Origin of the sequence: Dellaglioa kimchii, from assembly GCF_046115505.1 — a bacterium.
In the GTDB taxonomy this organism is placed as follows: Bacteria; Bacillota; Bacilli; order Lactobacillales; family Lactobacillaceae; genus Dellaglioa; species Dellaglioa kimchii.
Genome location: NZ_CP170736.1, coordinates 961,197 through 979,921 on the forward strand (window position 1 = coordinate 961,197; position 18,725 = coordinate 979,921).

Genomic DNA, 18,725 nt, shown 5'->3' on the forward strand with positions numbered 1-18,725 from the left:
ATTAATCCGAACGCTGTTCGGACAAAAAAGGTCAGCTTCCTTTAAAATGGTGTTTACCACAAACACACTTTCTAGGAGCTGATCTTTTGTCTAGTATAATCTAATCTGAACGAATTAAAATTGAAACTTTCTGTGAGTTAGAACTATCTAATTCTGAAATGACCATCATTTAAACCGTTCACCAGGTTTCAAATTATAGTTGCAGCGCCTTAATGATTTCAACTTTTTTAAACTATATAATATAGATTTTTGTTTCTAAAAACCGTTATAAAAAACAAATTTAACACCATCATAGCTGCCTTTCAAGAGAAAAATTTCAAATTCTTTTACACAAACGTTAATATATTGTTCTACATCCTCTTTTTTAAGTAAACCTGGAAAGTCTTCGATAGACATATCATCAAAATCAGCATCCAAGTCTTCAATAATTTCACTAATATCACGATCAATTATTTCGTTGACCCCAGTCGATAAGTATTTGTTATTTTTCAAAATTACCAGTTTATATTGTTTTATCAGAATACCATTATAATAGTGAAAGTCTAAATAGAATCTTCGTAGCGCTTCATCCTTACTATAACTCATGTTTTCTAAAATATATTTTTTATAAACAGTTTTTAGCCAAATATCATCAGATATAAGATGAAGATAATATCCTAGTTGAAACGTATTCAAACATGTTCCATACTCCTCTAGAAACATGTTTGGAAACATATCATGTTCTCCATCTTCGCGTTTCACCATAAAGTGTGTAAGCTCTTTGGGTGTTCTCGAATTTTTGTTAACATCTGGAGTAATACTTCCAATTAAAAAATCATTTCCAAACCCATGCTTATTATTTATTACTTGTGCAATTGATAAATGCATTATTCTTGATCCCATTTGTCTAACATCCCTTTTTTACTGTGTGAGTATAATAATCTTGTAAGTATAATTTACTGTCATTTGCATAAAAACCCTCTTTAATCATGAGATGTGGCAACGCAACACAACTTTTCCCCATTGTAACACCTGGATATGTCATAGTGTAAGCTCCAATGCGACAGTGATCACCTATAATGGCTCCAAATTTTGAACTTGTTTTTAAATATGTTTTATTGCAGGAATCTCTTTTTTAGTTGTTTTTATTTAAATGAACATCTAAGACAAATTTATTATGATTGCTCACAAATCTTGACGTCGAATATTCAAAGGCGCGGCCTTTTTGATCATAAGCGATTTGATCAATTACAAAAATTGGACTATCCAAGGAAACTTCTAAAACTTGACTAGTTTCTTTGTTTGCTGGTTCAGCATAAACAACTCGTCTTGCATCTGTTAACTGTAAGTTCGCGTGACTCCCTAAATAGTCATACACGGATCCTGATAATACCTTTTCATCGATAGGTGCAATTGAAACTGGCATCACTGAGTGTTCAAAACTATAGACCTTTTTATTAATCAATCGAACCCTTTTAATTTCATAAACTGGATCGTTAGATAATATTTGCAGATTTTTTTGTTCTATTTCTGTTGGTAATCGGGCATTAAAATGTATTAATTTACTCGATATTTTTTGATCTCGGTGCGAATATGTAACACCAACTGGTAGATCCAGAGGCAACATCTCGGTAGATTGACTATCCATTCTTGGTCGTACATATGTCCCCGAACCTTGTTTACTATAAACTAATCCTTCATCACTTAATAAATTTAATGATTTTTTTAATGTTAATCTAGAAACTTGATATTTTTCGGTTAATATTTCTTGAGTTGGCAATAATGCCCCGGCACGATAGTGATTTGTTAAAATATCTCGTTTAATATCTGAATATATTTCTCGATACCTATACATTTGTCTACCTCATTTCAGTATATTTGTATATACATATTATATTATATTATTTAATTTGTAAACATAATAATTATAAATATGTATTTACAAATTAAAAAGTTGTTGTTATACTCTGTTTGTGGAAAGCGCTTTCTATAAACAAAATTAAAAGGAGTCTTTATTATGCATTTTAACTTAGAAAAAATCCAGGGGCCACTCTTAAAAGTTTCAGCATGGGTTGAAAGAAATACCATTTTACAAGCTATTAAGAATGCCTTTGTTAGAACAATTCCGTTTACTGTTGTCGGATCATTCTCAAATCTAATCAAAATGGAACTTGATGCATTAATTAAAGCAAAAGATATTCATAATGTCATTTTAACAAGTATTAGTGACTTATTCGGCTACATTGGTACTGCTACTCTTGGTATTGTTGCACTAATCGTTGTTTTTTCATCAGCATACTCGTATGCAATGGAATTAAAAAAGGACGAAAAAAATAAAGGTTTAAATCCAATTATTGCCACATTATTGGCATTCGCAGCATACTTTGTCATGATTCCTAATAACGTTAACTTTTTGGATAACAAAGCTAAAGTTGTTGAAGGTTTTTCAACTTCATTCTTTAGTTATGAAGGTATGTTTACAGCCTTAATTGTTGGAATGCTTGCCGTTTCGTTGTTCGCTCGATTCGCAAGAAGTAAGTTCACGATTAAAATGCCTGGTAACGTACCACAAAATGTTTTCGATTCATTTTTCTCATTAATTCCAATTTCCGAAGTACTTATTATTTTTGGTATCGTAAGAATTACAATACAGTCACTTGGCTATGTTTCATTAGTACAAATGATTGCTGATATTGTTATCTCACCAATGTTAAGCGTTGGTGTTGGGCTTCCAGCTATTATTATTGTTATTTTATTAGAACAAATCCTTTGGTTCCTTGGTTTACATGGTTTCAATATCGTCTGGGGCGTTATTTCAGCCTTCTGGTTACCACTATTCCTTAAAAACGTTGCAAAATTTGCTGAAACTCAAAGTTTTGCTGATATTTCAATTTCACCTAATACAATGACAAATGTTTACGCCATGATTGGTGGTTCTGGTGCAACATTTGGTTTAATTATTGCAATGCTGATTTTCACAAATAAAGGTGAAAAAGAGCGAGAAGTTGCAAAGCTAGGTTTCATTCCTAGTTGTTTCGGTATTAATGAACCTGTTATTTTCGGTTTGCCTATTGTTTTAAATCCATTAATGTTCATTCCATGGATTGTTGTACCCGTTACAAATGCAATTATTGCCTATGTTGTAACTTCAATCGGTTGGGTTGTACCTCTTGTAGTTTTAAATTCTGGTAATGAACCTATTTTCATTAGTACTTGGGTATTAGGTGCGTTCCATCTGAGCCCAGTTGTTTTAACTGCTGTTTTAGTTGTCTTAGATACTGCACTATATGCTCCATTTGTTATTATCAACCAACGCCATGAACGTGCAGAAGCAAGAAAATTGGATGCAGACATGGTTACAGAATAATCTGAATTTAATTCAAGAGAAGAAAGGGTGTTTCATTTGAAACAGATTCATGCAATCGCACATACTCATTGGGATTTTGAATGGTATTTTACACGTCAAGAGGCTCGAGTTCAATTTGCCTTCCATATGGACGAAGTTTTTGAGGCATTATCTAAAAATGAACTAGATTATTATCTATTAGATGGACAGATGTCAATTATTGATGATTATCTAAATACAGCTCCAGAAAAAGAAGATCTTATCAAAAAATATGTTTCTATGGGTCGTTTACTCATTGGTCCTTGGTATACTCAAATTGATGAAATGGTTACATCTGGAGAATCTATTATTCGCAATATCAGAATTGGATCAAAGCTAGCTGACAATTTAGGTGGCGTAATGAAAGTTGGGTATCTCCCAGATTCATTTGGACAAGGACAAGATATGCCAAAAATATATAATGGATTTGGTATTAATAGCACTGTTTTCTGGCGTGGGTTCCCTACAGAAAACGATTCCCGCTATTTTTACTGGACAAGTAATGACTCCTCCAAAGTTTTAGTTGCTAATATTAAAAATGGCTATTATGCAGGCGTAGATATAGTTGAAAATGATAACTTTTTAGATTTAACAGAGAAAATCTCAACGAATACTACATCTAATAATCTTGTTTTACCAATTGGCGGTGACCAGCGAGCTGTCGACCATGAATTAAAAGACAGACTTGCGACTGCTAATAGTGTTCTTTTAGAATCTGATTCTGTTATTCAAGAAAGTACGTATCCAAAATTTTTTGATGCATTAGCTAAGGAGTCAAATTTACCATCATTTAATGGAGAATTCATTGATCCATCAGATTCTAAAATACATCGAGGAATCTACTCTTCTCGTTACGATTTAAAACAGCTTTACGATAAATTAGAACGGAGAATGACTTATGAAGTCGAGCCTTTAATGGCTATTGCTACACATCAGGGTATATCTGAAAAGCAAGGTTTAATTGATGATATTTGGAAGACTATTGCCCGTGGACAAGCTCATGATAGTTCCGGTGGCTGTAACAGTGATAAAACAAATCAAGATATCTTACATCGTGGAATTGTGGCAGATCAATTATCTCTTTCACTCAAAGATTATCTACTTCGTAAACTAAGTATTTCTATTTCAGATAAAAAACAATTAAATTTATTTGCTTGGAATCCACTTCCTTTACCAGTTAATGAAATTCGTGAATTCGAAGTTAGTACTTCTTTTGTTAATTTTAATCTTAAAACAATAGACGGCATTGATGTTCCTTTTGATATTATTTATCAAAATAAAGAAAATGCAGCAGTTTTACGCCGTGATCAAACTGAAATGACTGATGATTTTTATTACATTACTAAAATTGCTTTTAACACGATCATATCAGCTACAGATTGGACTGGCTACTGCATTCAATCCGTCTCAGAAAACAACCCAGTAAATACATTAGCAGTATCTACTGATATTCAAAATGACTTCTACAAAATTTCTTTTGATAACGGGCAATTAAATCTTAAAACAAAGTTTGATAATCACTTATATTCTAATTTTATGACAATTGAAGATAGCGGTGATGAGGGTGATACGTATGACTACTCTCCTGCATTCAAAGATTGGTTACTAACTTTAGATTTTTCAAAATCTGATTCAATAACATTTAAATCAGGAAAATTATATCAAATTATGTCAATTACTGGTTCGTGGACCTTACCAATCAACTTAGAGGAGCGTGCACTAAAAACTAAAACTGGTCGATTAAATTATCAATTAACATTAACATTAACGAAAAATTCTAACGTTATTAAATTTAAGATGCACATTGATAATACTATTCTTGATCATCGTATGCGACTTATTTTAAATACACAATTAACGAATGTCGTTAGCTCGTTTGCAGATACCCCATTTGGTATCATTGAACGTCCTACTGAAGACAAACACCTTAAAGACTGGGAACAAATTGGTTATAAGGAAGAACCAACAAGTATGCGACCAATGATTCATTTCGCTAATTCACATAATAAAGAAGTAAGTTGGTCTTTTCTAACCTTAGGTACGAAAGATTTTCAATTAATTGATAAATCTTTTGATAAATTAGCGATTACATTGTTTAGAGGAGTAGGTTTCTTAGGACGTCCTGACTTAATGCGCCGCCCCTCAGATGCTTCAGGTCTACAAACAAAAATTGTTTCAACTCCTGATAGTCAATTAAATAAAGAATTAATATTTGAAGGTGGGCTAGTTGTTGAAGCTGACTTCAAGCCTATTGAACTTCAAAATAAGCATCGCCAATTAAGTCAAAATGAACTTTTCTATCAAGATCAAATAATAAATCGCTTTTCAACACCTTTACAATATTTCATGATGAATCCAACAAAGACAAACGTTAATCACAATTCAATTATGTCCGTTCAAAATTTAAAGGTCATTATGAGTAGTTTTTCAATATCAGATGATAAAACTGGATTTGAACTTCGTCTTTATAATCCAACTGATAACGTTATCAATCAACCTGGCAATCTCTCATTAAATACTACTTGTAACATTGCTGAACTCGATTTAAATGGTAAAGTTAGCCATTTCATTAATTCAAAAGTTACCACCGTTGATTTACTATCGTTTGGTCCAGGAGAAATTAGAACTTACGGTATCTTTCCAATTAAATAAATAATTATGATAACTTACGATTTGAGGTATTTAAATGATAAATCAAGAAAAACTAATTAAACAAGTCACGGATTATTCAGAAACAATTTCACTTTCTTCAAAAAAATCTACTGCATTATTTCGTAATGTATTCATTGATACGCTAACAAATACGGTTAAAGTACAAAATGATTCAGATATTTTCGTTGCTACAGGAGATATTCCTGCTATGTGGCTCAGAGATTCGACATTTCAGATACTACCTTATCTTTCACTAACAGATAAGATTCCGGAAATAACACATCTCATCCATGGCGTTATTAATCAACAACTTGCCTATATTCAACATGATCCTTATGCAAATGCATTTAACGAAACTAGTTCTGGTGCACACTACACAGTTGATAAATCAAATATCCCAATATCTGATCTCGTTTGGGAGAGAAAATTTGAAATTGATTCATTATGCGCCCCTATCCATTTGGCATCAGAACTTTATCAAAAATCTGGATATTCAAAACATTTAGACAGTAACTTTTGGCAAACTGTAAAGTTAATTGTGGATACCTTTATTACCGAACAACATCATGAAACTTCCAATTATATTTTTAATCGTTCTAATGGTCCCTCAACAGACACATTGAGTCATGGTGGTAAAGGTGCACCAATTGGGTATACAGGTATGATTTGGAGTGGTTTCCGCCCAAGTGATGATGCCTGCTTATATGGTTATCATATTCCAGGTAATTGCTATATCGTTTGTGTCCTAGATGAGTTGCTTACCTTATCTAAAACACAACCTGCTCCAGTCGAGCTACTTAAAAGAATAAGTCGTCTCCGATCTGAAGTTGAATCTGGAATTGAAAATTTTGGAATCGTATCAGCTCCAAATTCTAATGAAACTATTTTTGCCTATGAGGTTGATGGCTTAGGTAATATCAATTTAATGGACGATGCTAACGTACCTAGTCTATTATCTCTCCCATTTATTGGTTATATTTCACCTGATGACTCTATCTACCAAAAAACGCGTAAATTTATTCTGAGTGATCAAAATCCCTATTATTACTCGGGAAAATATTTAAAAGGGATTGGCAGTCCTCATACACCAAAGGAATATATTTGGCCGATTTCGTTAGCGATGGAGGGATTAACATCAAATAATCCGGAAATTATGCAAAATAAACTAGATATCATTAGTCAAACCGATGATGACACATTACAATGTCATGAAGGAATTAACGTTAATGACCCAAGTCAATTTACTAGAGACTGGTTTTCTTGGGCAAATATGACTTACTGTCAACTTGCTTTACGATATCTGAATATTTAATAATATAGTTAATTTAGAGTAGAGAAATCTACTCTTTTTTTATGCTTATAACTAATTCAAATCAAAAAAAATATTATCATTTAGTATGATAATATTTTTTAAGTATTTCTATTAATTCTTGTTCAACGCCAAGTACATCACTATCTGTCCCTAATCCAGTGATAATATATGTCTCCAGTGCTGAATTCAAATAATTTTTGCTCATAAAATTTGTAATAACTAAATCATAATTCTTAGTAGACTCGTAAACATCTATATTGACACGTAAATTAATATTTAATTCCCGACTGGCGTACATCATAAACATTTCCTTAACGCGCTCCTCAGTATTTAAATCCACACCTACCGTTAATAATTTTTCTTTTGCCAATAAACGCGCATTAAAAATTGACATAATCGTCTTGATAAATGAGTCACCATACCTTGAATAAAAGGCATACCATTCGGGATCGCCCTTCGATTCTTCAATCATTGCACTCATGGCATTTTTTACATTTTTAAGAACTAACTCATTATCTTTTCTAAGGCGATAATCCTCCATCATATCTGTACTAGCAGATTTTAAAACACCGTGAAATAAAAAGGCCTCTGTACAAATTGGATATAAAGACTCACTTAAATCGCCTCCAGCAACCCGAATACCTAAGCTATTCTCAAATCCATTTTCTAAAAATTCAACAGCCTGTTGCAATTTATTATTATTTTTACGATTAACAGCCACAAAATCATGGGCAACAAAGGTGCTCCATGGTACTGGCACAAAAGCCGTGGTCCAAGCGTAAAGTAGTGCACTTTCAAAATGAATATCAACTTTATGCTTAAACTCTTTAACGATTTCGCCAAATTCTTCTTCAACGCTATCGAATAGCGAATTATTTTTTATCATGTCTTCTAAAACAACTGAAATACTACGATTATCTTGATCATTAACCATCATTCGTTGACTCGTTACTTTTAACCAAAGCTTTACTCTAACTAAACTACTATCATTCACATTAAAATCAAAATATTCCTCAAACCGTTGGATGACTGCCATAATAATGCCATTTTCACTCGATTGTTCGAATTTAAAATCAATTCCTAAAAACAATGAATAATAAAAGAAGCGAATTTGACTTTCGTTACCTAACATCACACCATGAGAAATTTTCACATGAAATTCTTCTAAAAGGGAATTCAATCGCTTAATTCTTCTAAAAATAGAAGCTTCACTGACATTTAATTTAGTATCTAAATTCTCAACTTTTCCATTACCCTTAGTATAAAAAGCCATTAAAATCTGATAATTTATCGATTTTTTAATATACCGATAAATTGTTTGATTAAAATTCATTTCCCCTTTACCTAATAATTGGACATTATTTTTTGTAATAATCATGTAGGGTTCATCCCCGGAATTTAAATCATTATCCAATTGTTGTAAAGCAACTTTTACAGCCGTTTCAGAAACATTTAATTGCTCACGTAATCGTTTTCTTGATAAACCAGTTTCGTTCAGAGCTAATATTTCAATGATTTCGCAAATTAGCCATTCTTGTTTATCGAGAATATTTTTCTTGTACAAATGCTTACCTCCGAGTATTTCCAATCATTAACATAAATATTTTTTTGAGTTAAATTTTTATCCCCAATACCATACTTAAAAAAATAACTTATTCCCCAGAATTATTATTCTCTATATGTTAACATTTAACCTATTTCATGTCATTTTTTATTCTAATTTCTCTCCAAATACTAACGATATCCTATCTATCATTTAACTTGACATCTACGTTAAATTAATTCAATTTCCTACTAAAATAACCCTTAACCAGGAAAGTTTCTTGGTTAAGGGTTATTTTTTGAAGGTGATGATCTACCATGGACAATTCTAATTCATTACTACTCAATTTAAAGTTATCGAAAAATTTAAAACCTAAAATAATTGAAATTAATTTAACTAAAGAATACAAAGAGAGGATAAATTGTGCATTCTATAAAAAATAGCATAATCCATTATTAATCATTATCATTTATAATTGAATAATTCTAAGAATTGATTTTGATAATTCCTCACGTTTCTCATCTGTTAACGTACTAAAATATTGTAATAATTCTAAAGTAGGTATATCCGAAAACTGCTGTCTACTAAAGAAATCTGACAATTCTAAGTCTAGCGCACTGGCAATATCATATAATTTATTAATACTAATATTAGCAACGTCCCCTCGTTCAATTCTAGAAATCAAACTAATAGAAACGTTAGACTTTTCAGCAAGCTGCTCAATTGTTAGACTAAGTGCCTTACGTTTTTTACGAATTAACTGACTTATCGTTTTAACCATTAACTTTCTCCAATCACGAATCTTATTTTACAATAAGTGAAATCAAAGAAAGCTTAAAGATTTTTAAAAACATTAATTTCAGAAAAAAGCATATTATTATACTTGTTATCATTATAATAAGAATTGTATAAGCCATATTTAAATGATATAAATTTGATTGTCGCTAGAACATAAAAGGATATCTTATTACTCAAAAGTGACGTCTAAACTAGTAATTGTTACAAAAAAAGTTATCAATTTAATGATAACTTTTCATTTTTTATATAATTAATCGTTTAAGTTATAACGTAATTTCATTTGTTCAGAACCAGAAATAACCATTTCACCTAACAATTGTGTTTGACGTTTTAATGATTCTGTAGCTAACCTATTATTCATTTCTTCTAAAAATGCTGTGATATTTGCTTGTGAACTAACTGCCTTATCAGCAATATTTTGAATTTCATGGTAAGCACTCATTGCTTCAAGTTCAAATGTATTACGCATATCTACGTAGAAGTCATAATTCGTATCGCCCAATAATGCAGTTGTACAACTGAGCCAGTACATATTATTTAGGTCAAATTCACCTGTTGCATTTTTATATGAATCTGGTGTGTCATTAACATTCGCATAGAAAGGTACAATTGTATTAAACGTATTTGCACCATAAGCTAACCAGTGAATTCCAGCAATCTCATCGGGTACATCATTACGAACTTGTAATAAATGTACATTATGATTACGGTTAATCCCAATTGGACGGAATCGTGTTTTAATATCTTCTGGTGCACTACCATAAGGATCATATTCCGTATTTTCAAAATGTGCACTCAAAACAAATTTAACATCTTCAATTGAAATTTTACGATTTGCATGACAAATGAAAGGTAAATCTTGATCCATTGGATCTTGTATAATTTCAGGATTGAAATATTGTTGACCGTACCATGTACGGGGATTATTGTAGACCGTATCTTTAATTGATGCACTACCAAAGATATGACGTAAATTGTAACCCTCAAAATCAGGATTTAACTTATTATTATCAATTAAGACTTTTAAATCTTCAGAACAAAGTGTGTCTTCTGAATCAAAATCAAACATATCAATATTTCGACGGTTAGGCGCAACAACATAAGCGTCATCCGGAATACGAACAGCAGCCCAATGATGACCACCGATTGTTTCAAGCCACCAAACACTGTCATTATCGGAAAATGCGATCCCATTTGGTTCATATGTGCCATGTGTTAAGAGTAAATCGCCTAAACGTTCAACCCCTTCTTTAGCACTATGAATATATGGTAAGACGAGCGTTACAAGATCTTCTTCACCAATTCCTCCAGCAGCATAAGGATCAAGCCCTTGAATACGTGGATTACTTGTAATTGTTTCTGTAGCAGACATCGTTACATTATCACTGTTGATACCCGCTGCAGGCCAAATTCCGTTTGTTAAAAGCGAGTTTGGAATTGATGTATAGCGCATTGGATTATCTGGTAATTCCACCTTTACACCGCTAATAACAGATTGATAATTACGTGGTTGATCTTCAGGTTGTACGACAACAAAACGTTGTGGATCTAAAGCTTCATGCCCATCATCATTTCGAGAAATCATTGTTGAACCGTCGATTGAAGCATTTTTACCAACTAAAATTGATGTACAAGAACCTTGAACTCTTTTTGTCATTTTCCACACACTCCTTATTGATTTTATACTAATAGTATAGCGGTTTTAGCGGTAAATTAAAAGAAGTCTTAAGCCCACTTTTGACGTTAAGACTGGCTCTACAATTTCGTCGACTAAAACTAATTGAAAGCGATGAAGGGTATGTCCCCCTGTATTATACAAAAGTTGTGCAAGAACTATAATTTTAATAATATTGTCATAAAGATATTAAATCAAATGAAAAGGAATAATGATATTGACTGTGACGCAACGGTACATCATATACTATCAGTAGTATACATTTTAAATAACAAAAATTATTGATGAATTTAACTGTGCTAGTTGTTTATTCACCTATCTTTGCGTAAATATTTAGAACGTATGACTAACAAACTTATAAATAATAGCATACTCTGGTGAAAACATGAATTTATCCGAATTAGTACTATACGCCAAGGAAAAATATAATATTATCGAACAATACAAATGGCCTAAATTCCCTAGTTTTTCGGTGTTGGTAGATCCCAGCACAAATAAATGGGTAGCTGTTTTGATGCGCCAAAAAAACGCTATTTCAGGTGATATAATCGAGCGTTGTGACATCAAATACACACAGGAAATACCAACTAACATTTTACCATCATACCTTTCGTCACCTTTTCGAATGCACGGTCCGAAGTGGTTAGGCGTCCATTTTGACGACAGTACAAACCCAGATGTTATCTATCGTATTTTTGATAAGGCACTTGAAAAGAACGAACCAAGCGGTAATACCATTGTTCTAAACGCCGAACCTACACAACAACAGCAACAATACCACGCGGTTCCTCTGACGTTTAAGAGAATGACTTCTGATGTCAAAGAAAATAAAATCCCTGAAAAAATGATAAAAATGAGCCAACTCTATGCTTACGGTGATAACTCTTTCAATCAAAAATGCCGTAATTTTTATGTTCAAGGACAATTTATGGCGGACTACGAAGATGATTTCCCCTACAATGTCGCCATACACCGCTACTTTACAACCTACCATGATCTTGGTTTGAAACAATTACGCGGTTATTTTAGTTGGCGAACAAACATCCGAAAAGGCATTTATCAAAAAATCACGACTTCTCTTGCATACCTATATTTGTATGAGTTGGTTAATGGCATAGGCACATCATCCGTGATAGACAGCCTACAAAAAATAAAAGCATTTGAAATCAATTATCTGGACTCCGGTATTGGAGATAACCGTATACGCTTAAACAGTCATAGATGGTTGTTTGAATTAGCAGTAATAAATGGTATAGAACCAGACACGACGTATCAGTACGCTGATACCGAAAAATTACAAAGAGATAACGCAATCATGATTTTAGGTGATCCAGAAAAGCATGAAGACAAAGCAGTTTTTGATGCGCTTTGTCTTTTTGGAAAACATAAAATTTTGGCATCAGCTGTCCTTAAAAAACATGAAAAACACGGCACTCAGTTATTCGCTCAGGTGTGGCGAACAGCTATAAAAACGGATAATAACTTATTTTCTGCGTGCTTTGGCACAATACATTCTCATCTTTGGTACCCACTAGGCAACGCCGTATATTACCAAGTAACGCCACAACAGCCGCTTATATACAAGTTGAATGATATCCGAAAATATACCTACAAAAACAATGCCTGGTACGAACAGAGTTACCAAAAATTTAACTTTCATCAAGAAAAGATAGATGGTCTTTTGCGTGAAACAGATCGTATGTTACGACTTTATTTAAAAACTGGTTATCCTTTGAAAGCACGAGATGCAGAAATCTGGGCAGCACCGTACATTGAAACTGTCGTTGCAGCTGACCGTGATTCTCGTTTGAAAGCAGATAAACCCAAGGTTACCATTCAATTTTCAAATTTAGATAAAATTAGAAGCGATGCGTTTGAAACACGAGACAGTTTGTTAACTGACGAAGAAAAAGATACTTCTGAAAACGTATTACCAAAACATAATAACATATTGCCAGCCACTGAAAAGACTGGCCTCGAAAAGATACCTGTTATTGATTCAGAGCCTACGCTGTCACTAAGCAAGACTCAGTTAGAATTACTAAGGTTATTAGTTCGAGGCGAATCTGTCACAGACATGATCCGTGATATGCATGGCATGCCTGAAGTGATTACCGACACGTTAAATGAAACGCTTTTTGATGACATTGGCGACTCAGCTCTACAATGTGACGGCGATACCATCTTTCTTATTGAAGACTATCGAGACGATTTAATTGAAATAATTGGGAGAAATATGAAATGACAAAACAAACTAAAAAAGTACCAAAGCGCATTGCACAAACAGTATTAAATTCCTTAAAGGGTGGTGTTGTCCCTAGAATCGGACTACCTTACGTTACGGTGGGTAGAAAAAATGAAATTCAGGCACTTTTACACGATGTCGATATCATATCAGAAGGCGGTGCATCCTTTCGCTTCGTCGTTGGTAGATATGGCTCAGGTAAAAGTTTTCTGATGCAAACGATTCGTAATTACGTGATGAACAGTGGCTTTATTGTTGTCGATGCAGATTTATCACCAGAACGACGTCTTCAAGGATCAAAAGGTCAAGGCCTTGCAACCTATCGCGAATTAATCAGCAATCTATCTACAAAAACAAAACCTGAAGGTGGTGCACTTAATTTAATTTTGGATCGTTGGATTAGCAGCGTTCAATCAAAAGCAGCCAGCGACAGTGGCCTAACTCCAGGTGATCCTCGTCTGACTGCGATTGTAGATCAAAATATTTACACAGTCACTTCCTCAGTCAGTGAACTTGTATACGGCTTTGAATTTGCTAAATTACTTTCTTCCTATTATCATGCCTATGTCAACGCCGATGATGAACTGAAAGCAAAAGTCATACGCTGGTTCCGTGGGGAATATGCTTTAAAACGTGAAGCCAAAAAGGACTTAGATATCAATATTATTATTACAGATGACAATTGGTATGAATATTTAAAACTTTTCGCTGCTTTCTTTAGATTAGCTGGTTATTCTGGCATGCTAATTATGATTGACGAGCTGGTAAACATCTATAAGATTCCAAATAGCATCACGCGTCAATATAACTATGAAAAACTGTTAACAATGTACAATGATACATTGCAAGGTAAAGCTAAATATCTTGGTATCATCATGGGAACTACTCCACAGGCTATAGAAGATAAGCGTCGTGGTGTTTATAGTTATGAAGCCTTGCGCTCTCGTTTAGCTGAAGGTAAGTTTTCAAAACCAGGCGCTAGAGATTTGTTGGCCCCGGTCATCAAGTTAGAACCATTAACAGCTGAAGAAATGCTAATTCTGTGTGAAAAGTTGGCTATTATGCATGCAGATCTCTATAGTTATGAAAAAAAGATGACAGATGATAACCTCGCCACCTTTATCCGAATTGAATATGAACGCATCGGGGCAGATTTAAATATTACCCCACGCGAGATTATCCGTGATTTCATTGAGGTATTAGATATTTTATATCAAAATCCAAATTTATCCATTGAAACAATATTTAATTCTGATGAGTTTTCTTATGCCAAATCAGAGGCTGTTTCTAACAAAGTGGCTGACAATTTTTCTGAATTTACAATTTGAGAGGTATTCACATGGATATATATAACCGATATGCGCCCTTTATTCAAGACTACATTTACCGGTCTGGCTGGCGAACCCTGCGTGCTGTTCAAAATGCGGCCGGAGATGCCATTTTTAACACAAATAAGAATGTTCTTTTAACGGCATCTACTGCTTCTGGGAAAACAGAAGCTGCTTTTTTTCCTATTCTAAGCCTACTTGATGAACAACCATCAAGCTCAGTTGGTGTACTGTATATTGCCCCCTTAAAAGCTTTGATTAATGACCAATTTGGTCGATTAAATGAGCTTTGTGAAGAAGCTGATATTCCAGTCACACGTTGGCATGGGGACGCCCCCCGAAGTCAAAAGCAAAAATTGCTACGCAAACCTGCCGGTATTTTACAAATTACACCGGAGTCCTTAGAGGCTTTGATGATAAACAAGTCTATGGAAATCCCTGCCCTTTTTGGTGATTTACGCTTCATTGTCATTGATGAGATACATTCACTTTTGCGTTCAGATCGTGGTGGACAAACCTTTTCGCTAATTGAACGCCTCTGTCGACTAGCGGGCAGTAATCCAAGACGAATAGGATTATCAGCTACAATCGGAAATCCAAAAGCGGCGGGCAAATTTCTTGCCGCAGGTAGTGGCAGAGAAACTATCATCCCAAAGTTTGACGGTGGAAAAGAAGTATGGCGACTGTCAATCGAACACTTTTTTAATTCAGAACCGCAAGCTAATGAGACAATAAATAGTGTGATAACAGCCCCACCTACCTCTGCTTTAGAACCTGCCACAGATAAAGCTCCCAAGGCAGCAAATCCAGGTATAGGCTATATTTTTGAACACACACGTGGCAAAAAATGCCTCATTTTTACTAACTCGCGAGAAGAGTGTGAATTAGTCTGTCAAAATTTACGACAGTACTGTGAAGTCAACAACGAACCGGATCGTTTTCTTATTCATCATGGAAACCTTTCAACAGCATATCGCGAAAGTGCTGAAGAAGCTATGAAAGATGCTGATTCTCTCATGAGCGTCTGTGCCACCGCAACACTAGAACTTGGTATCGACATTGGTAGACTAGAACGTGCCTTTCAGCTAGATGCACCATTTACGGTTTCCGGATTTTTACAGCGTATGGGCAGAACGGGCAGAAGAGGTGACCCTTCTGAAATGTGGTTTGTTATGCGCGAAGATCATCCAGAAGCTCGTGCTATGCTGCCAGATATGATACCCTGGTACCTTATTCAGGGTATCGCTCTCGTACAATTATATATCGAAGAACGTTTTGTAGAACCACCCCAAACAGACAAATTGCCTTTTTCACTGCTTTATCACCAAACAATGAGTACATTGGCATCATCTGGCGAAATGACACTTGCTGAACTTGCTTCACGCGTCCTAACGCTTTCTGCTTTTCATCGAATTAATCAAGAGGACTTTGGAATTTTACTGCGTCATCTGATCACAATTGATCATATCAATCGTACCGAAAATGGCGGTGTAATTGTTGGTCTTGCTGGTGAACGCATTGTTAACAACTACAAGTTTTATGGGGTCTTTCAAGAAAACATCGAATATGCAGTCCGTGCAGGATCGGAAGAGTTAGGTACAATTGTCAAGCCACCACCAGTCAGTGACAAGATTGCCATAGCGGGACGTGTATGGGTTGTCGATGAAGTTGATCACAAACGTCGTGAGGTATACTGTACGCTTGTTAAAGGTAATAAACCAGCCTACTTCGGAGATGTCGCTGGGGACATACATACCAGAATCCTAGAACGTATGCACGATGTCCTTGCAGAACAAAAAGATTATTCCTACTTAATGCCACAAGCTAGAGGCCGTCTAACAGAAGCCAGAGAAACGTTTAAAAAGGCAGAAATGGCTAATCGTCCACTGGTTCATCTTGGTGGCAAAATGTGGGCATTGTTTCCATGGCTTGGCAGTTACGCGTTCCTTGCGCTTGAGCGGTTTCTGAAAATCCGTTGTGGTAAACGTCTTGGGTTGAAAGGCATGAATTCATCACGACCATATTACCTACAATTTACCATGGCTGTCAGTGAAGCAGAATTTTATAAAATCGTAGCAGAAGAAGCAGCTACCGATTTTGAACCTTTGGCATTGGTATATGAAAAAGAAGTGCCTGTTTTTGAAAAATATGATGAATATGTACCAGAAGAATTAATTCGTAAAGGATTTGCAAACGGTATCTTAGATCTCAAAGGAATGCAGAATCGCGTGCTTAGTTGGCAAAAACATCTCTAAACAGAGATTCTAAAATATCAATGTGATAATAAACTAATTAGTTATCTACTTCAACAACGCTACTAAATCATCCGGCACATGACGTGGTCCTCTGATAGAGGTCGCGCCATGTTTTTTTTATTTCTCTAAGGTAAATGCTTGCTCATCATACGTTGTTATCAAATGTAAATGCATCATATACTTCATCGAAATATGCTTATCATGATGCGGATAAGCATCCTTGGCTTTGACAACTAAACATTTATAAATGATCGCTTAAATTGGCGCCGTAACAGACACATAAACAACATCATTTTCTTTAATATATATGTATAAAAAAGAAGGCTCGCATTACGAGCCTTCTTTTTTTGAAAACTTGAAAGTTTCCGAGACTATTCAAATTAAGTTCATCACATTGTTCCTAGTACTAATCATGTCTAATCGCACTGTTCAAAGCATTATGATTAAAAAAATAGATACTAAAAGCTACTGGAACAATTAAAATCATAACTGGAAAAAGTAATTTTATTGGTAAAATAGTTGTAATAATGCCACCTAAAATTGGTCCTAAAGACATTCCTATGTCACTCCCCAAATAGTAAGTTGCAGTAGCCAGCCCCTGTTCCCGCAAAGGCGCTAATAATAGTGCTGTAGACTGGCAAACAGAAACCATTGTTCCAAACCCAATGGCCATCAAAGCCGCAGCTAACGCCATCTCTAAATTGTTATGCATTATGGTTAAGAAAAAAAGATAGCCTACAGTCACAATCATACAGATATAAAACCAAACACCAAAGGGAATACTGTCAAAATAGTTTTTTAGTAAAATTCGACTAAAAATCAAAACAATTGAATAAATTACAAAAAATAAGCTAACAGTAATATTTAGATTACTTGCTCGAACATACATTACAATATCAGCCTGGACCGCAAAATATGGAATAGAAATTAAGGCAAAAATTGATGCAACCGGTAATGCACTTCGTTGAATCAGCTTAAAATGTGTCGTTTCCTTACGAACGAAAGATGGCATGGCTCGATTATCAATAAACTGAATTGAAATTACCACGGCAACCGCGCTGACAGCGGCCAAAAGAAAAATCATTTTATACCCTACTTTTTGATATATCTCAAGTGACAAGACTGGGGCAACTGCCATAGAAAGAGCATTTACCAACCCATAATACCCCATCGCCGCACCGACACGTTGGCGCGGCACCAAGAACGCCAACCAGGTCGCCAAGCATACAGTACATAAGACAAAACCAACTCCATTAATGACTCTAAAAAAGAATAACCAGGCAGTATTAAAAGAAAACATATATCCAAAATCACTAATTGCACATAGAATACCACCAATAAATGTTAACCCATATTTTGATATTTTATCGGTAAGATTTCCAGCAATAGGTCTTAAAAACAATGAAGTAATACTCATAATACCAACAATTAAACCTGCTAGAGTACTAGTAATACCTAAATGTGTAACATAGCCACTGATTAACGGATTTACCGACTGAATACTAAATTGATAGAAAAAAGTGGCTATCATTACATAAATAACGTCTTTAGAA

Annotated in this window: 12 protein-coding genes; 6 read left to right on the forward strand and 6 right to left on the reverse strand. The window is 34.5% G+C overall.

Annotation, left to right across the window (positions count from 1 at the left end; all coding sequences use genetic code 11):
• Nucleotides 1–255: 255 nt before the first annotated feature.
• Both ACE83Q_RS04880 and ACE83Q_RS04885 read right to left on the reverse strand, forming a co-directional pair.
• Entirely contained in the window at nt 256–882 is a 627-nt protein-coding gene (locus ACE83Q_RS04880) for a hypothetical protein (protein ID WP_409021613.1), read from the reverse strand.
• 232 nt (nt 883–1,114) lie between these two features.
• The gene (locus tag ACE83Q_RS04885; protein WP_409021614.1) at nt 1,115–1,834 is read right to left on the reverse strand and encodes a GntR family transcriptional regulator; all 720 of its coding nucleotides are present in this window, start codon (nt 1,832–1,834) and stop codon (nt 1,115–1,117) included.
• A 162-nt stretch (nt 1,835–1,996) separates the two neighbouring features.
• On the opposite strand from ACE83Q_RS04885, the gene ACE83Q_RS04890 reads away from it, so the two are divergent.
• Genes ACE83Q_RS04890 through ACE83Q_RS04900 form a run of 3 tightly spaced genes read left to right on the forward strand, consistent with a single transcriptional unit; the run spans nt 1,997 to nt 7,328 of the window.
• Entirely contained in the window at nt 1,997–3,346 is a 1,350-nt protein-coding gene (locus ACE83Q_RS04890; RefSeq protein ID WP_409021615.1) for a PTS sugar transporter subunit IIC, read from the forward strand.
• Between the two features lie 36 nt (nt 3,347–3,382).
• On the forward strand, nt 3,383–6,016 hold the full coding sequence (locus tag ACE83Q_RS04895; protein ID WP_409021616.1) for a glycoside hydrolase family 38 C-terminal domain-containing protein: 2,634 nt from the start codon (nt 3,383–3,385) through the stop codon (nt 6,014–6,016).
• A 34-nt stretch (nt 6,017–6,050) separates the two neighbouring features.
• Nucleotides 6,051–7,328: a glycoside hydrolase family 125 protein gene (locus ACE83Q_RS04900; RefSeq protein ID WP_409021617.1), complete on the forward strand. Its 1,278-nt coding sequence runs from the start codon at nt 6,051–6,053 to the stop codon at nt 7,326–7,328.
• 76 nt (nt 7,329–7,404) lie between these two features.
• On the opposite strand, the gene ACE83Q_RS04905 is transcribed toward ACE83Q_RS04900, so the two are convergent.
• The 3 genes from ACE83Q_RS04905 to ACE83Q_RS04915 all read right to left on the reverse strand — a co-directional run bounded on the left by ACE83Q_RS04905 (nt 7,405) and on the right by ACE83Q_RS04915 (nt 11,326).
• Nucleotides 7,405–8,892, reverse strand: coding sequence for a helix-turn-helix domain-containing protein (locus ACE83Q_RS04905; protein ID WP_409021618.1), 1,488 nt, complete (start codon nt 8,890–8,892; stop codon nt 7,405–7,407).
• Nucleotides 8,893–9,340: 448 nt separating this feature from the next.
• Nucleotides 9,341–9,652: a helix-turn-helix domain-containing protein gene (locus ACE83Q_RS04910; protein ID WP_409021619.1), complete on the reverse strand. Its 312-nt coding sequence runs from the start codon at nt 9,650–9,652 to the stop codon at nt 9,341–9,343.
• A 267-nt stretch (nt 9,653–9,919) separates the two neighbouring features.
• Nucleotides 9,920–11,326 carry a C69 family dipeptidase gene (locus tag ACE83Q_RS04915; RefSeq protein WP_409021620.1) on the reverse strand — a complete coding sequence of 469 codons (1,407 nt, stop codon included), beginning with the start codon at nt 11,324–11,326 and terminating at the stop codon, nt 9,920–9,922.
• A gap of 403 nt (nt 11,327–11,729) precedes the next feature.
• Between ACE83Q_RS04915 and ACE83Q_RS04920 the strand changes: the two genes are divergently transcribed.
• The 3 genes from ACE83Q_RS04920 to ACE83Q_RS04930 are packed head-to-tail and all read left to right on the forward strand — an operon-like array spanning nt 11,730 to nt 17,172.
• Nucleotides 11,730–13,589 carry a TerB N-terminal domain-containing protein gene (locus tag ACE83Q_RS04920; RefSeq protein WP_409021621.1) on the forward strand — a complete coding sequence of 620 codons (1,860 nt, stop codon included), beginning with the start codon at nt 11,730–11,732 and terminating at the stop codon, nt 13,587–13,589.
• Nucleotides 13,586–14,917 carry an ATP-binding protein gene (locus ACE83Q_RS04925; RefSeq protein ID WP_409021622.1) on the forward strand — a complete coding sequence of 444 codons (1,332 nt, stop codon included), beginning with the start codon at nt 13,586–13,588 and terminating at the stop codon, nt 14,915–14,917. Before ACE83Q_RS04920 ends, ACE83Q_RS04925 begins: the two co-directional genes overlap by 4 nt.
• A gap of 11 nt (nt 14,918–14,928) precedes the next feature.
• Nucleotides 14,929–17,172 (forward strand): DEAD/DEAH box helicase, encoded by a 2,244-nt coding sequence (locus ACE83Q_RS04930; protein ID WP_409021623.1) that lies wholly within the window; start codon nt 14,929–14,931, stop codon nt 17,170–17,172.
• A gap of 406 nt (nt 17,173–17,578) precedes the next feature.
• Here ACE83Q_RS04930 and ACE83Q_RS04935 read toward each other — a convergent pair whose 3' ends face one another.
• Entirely contained in the window at nt 17,579–18,703 is a 1,125-nt protein-coding gene (locus ACE83Q_RS04935; protein WP_409022816.1) for an MFS transporter, read from the reverse strand.
• Nucleotides 18,704–18,725 lie beyond the last annotated feature (22 nt).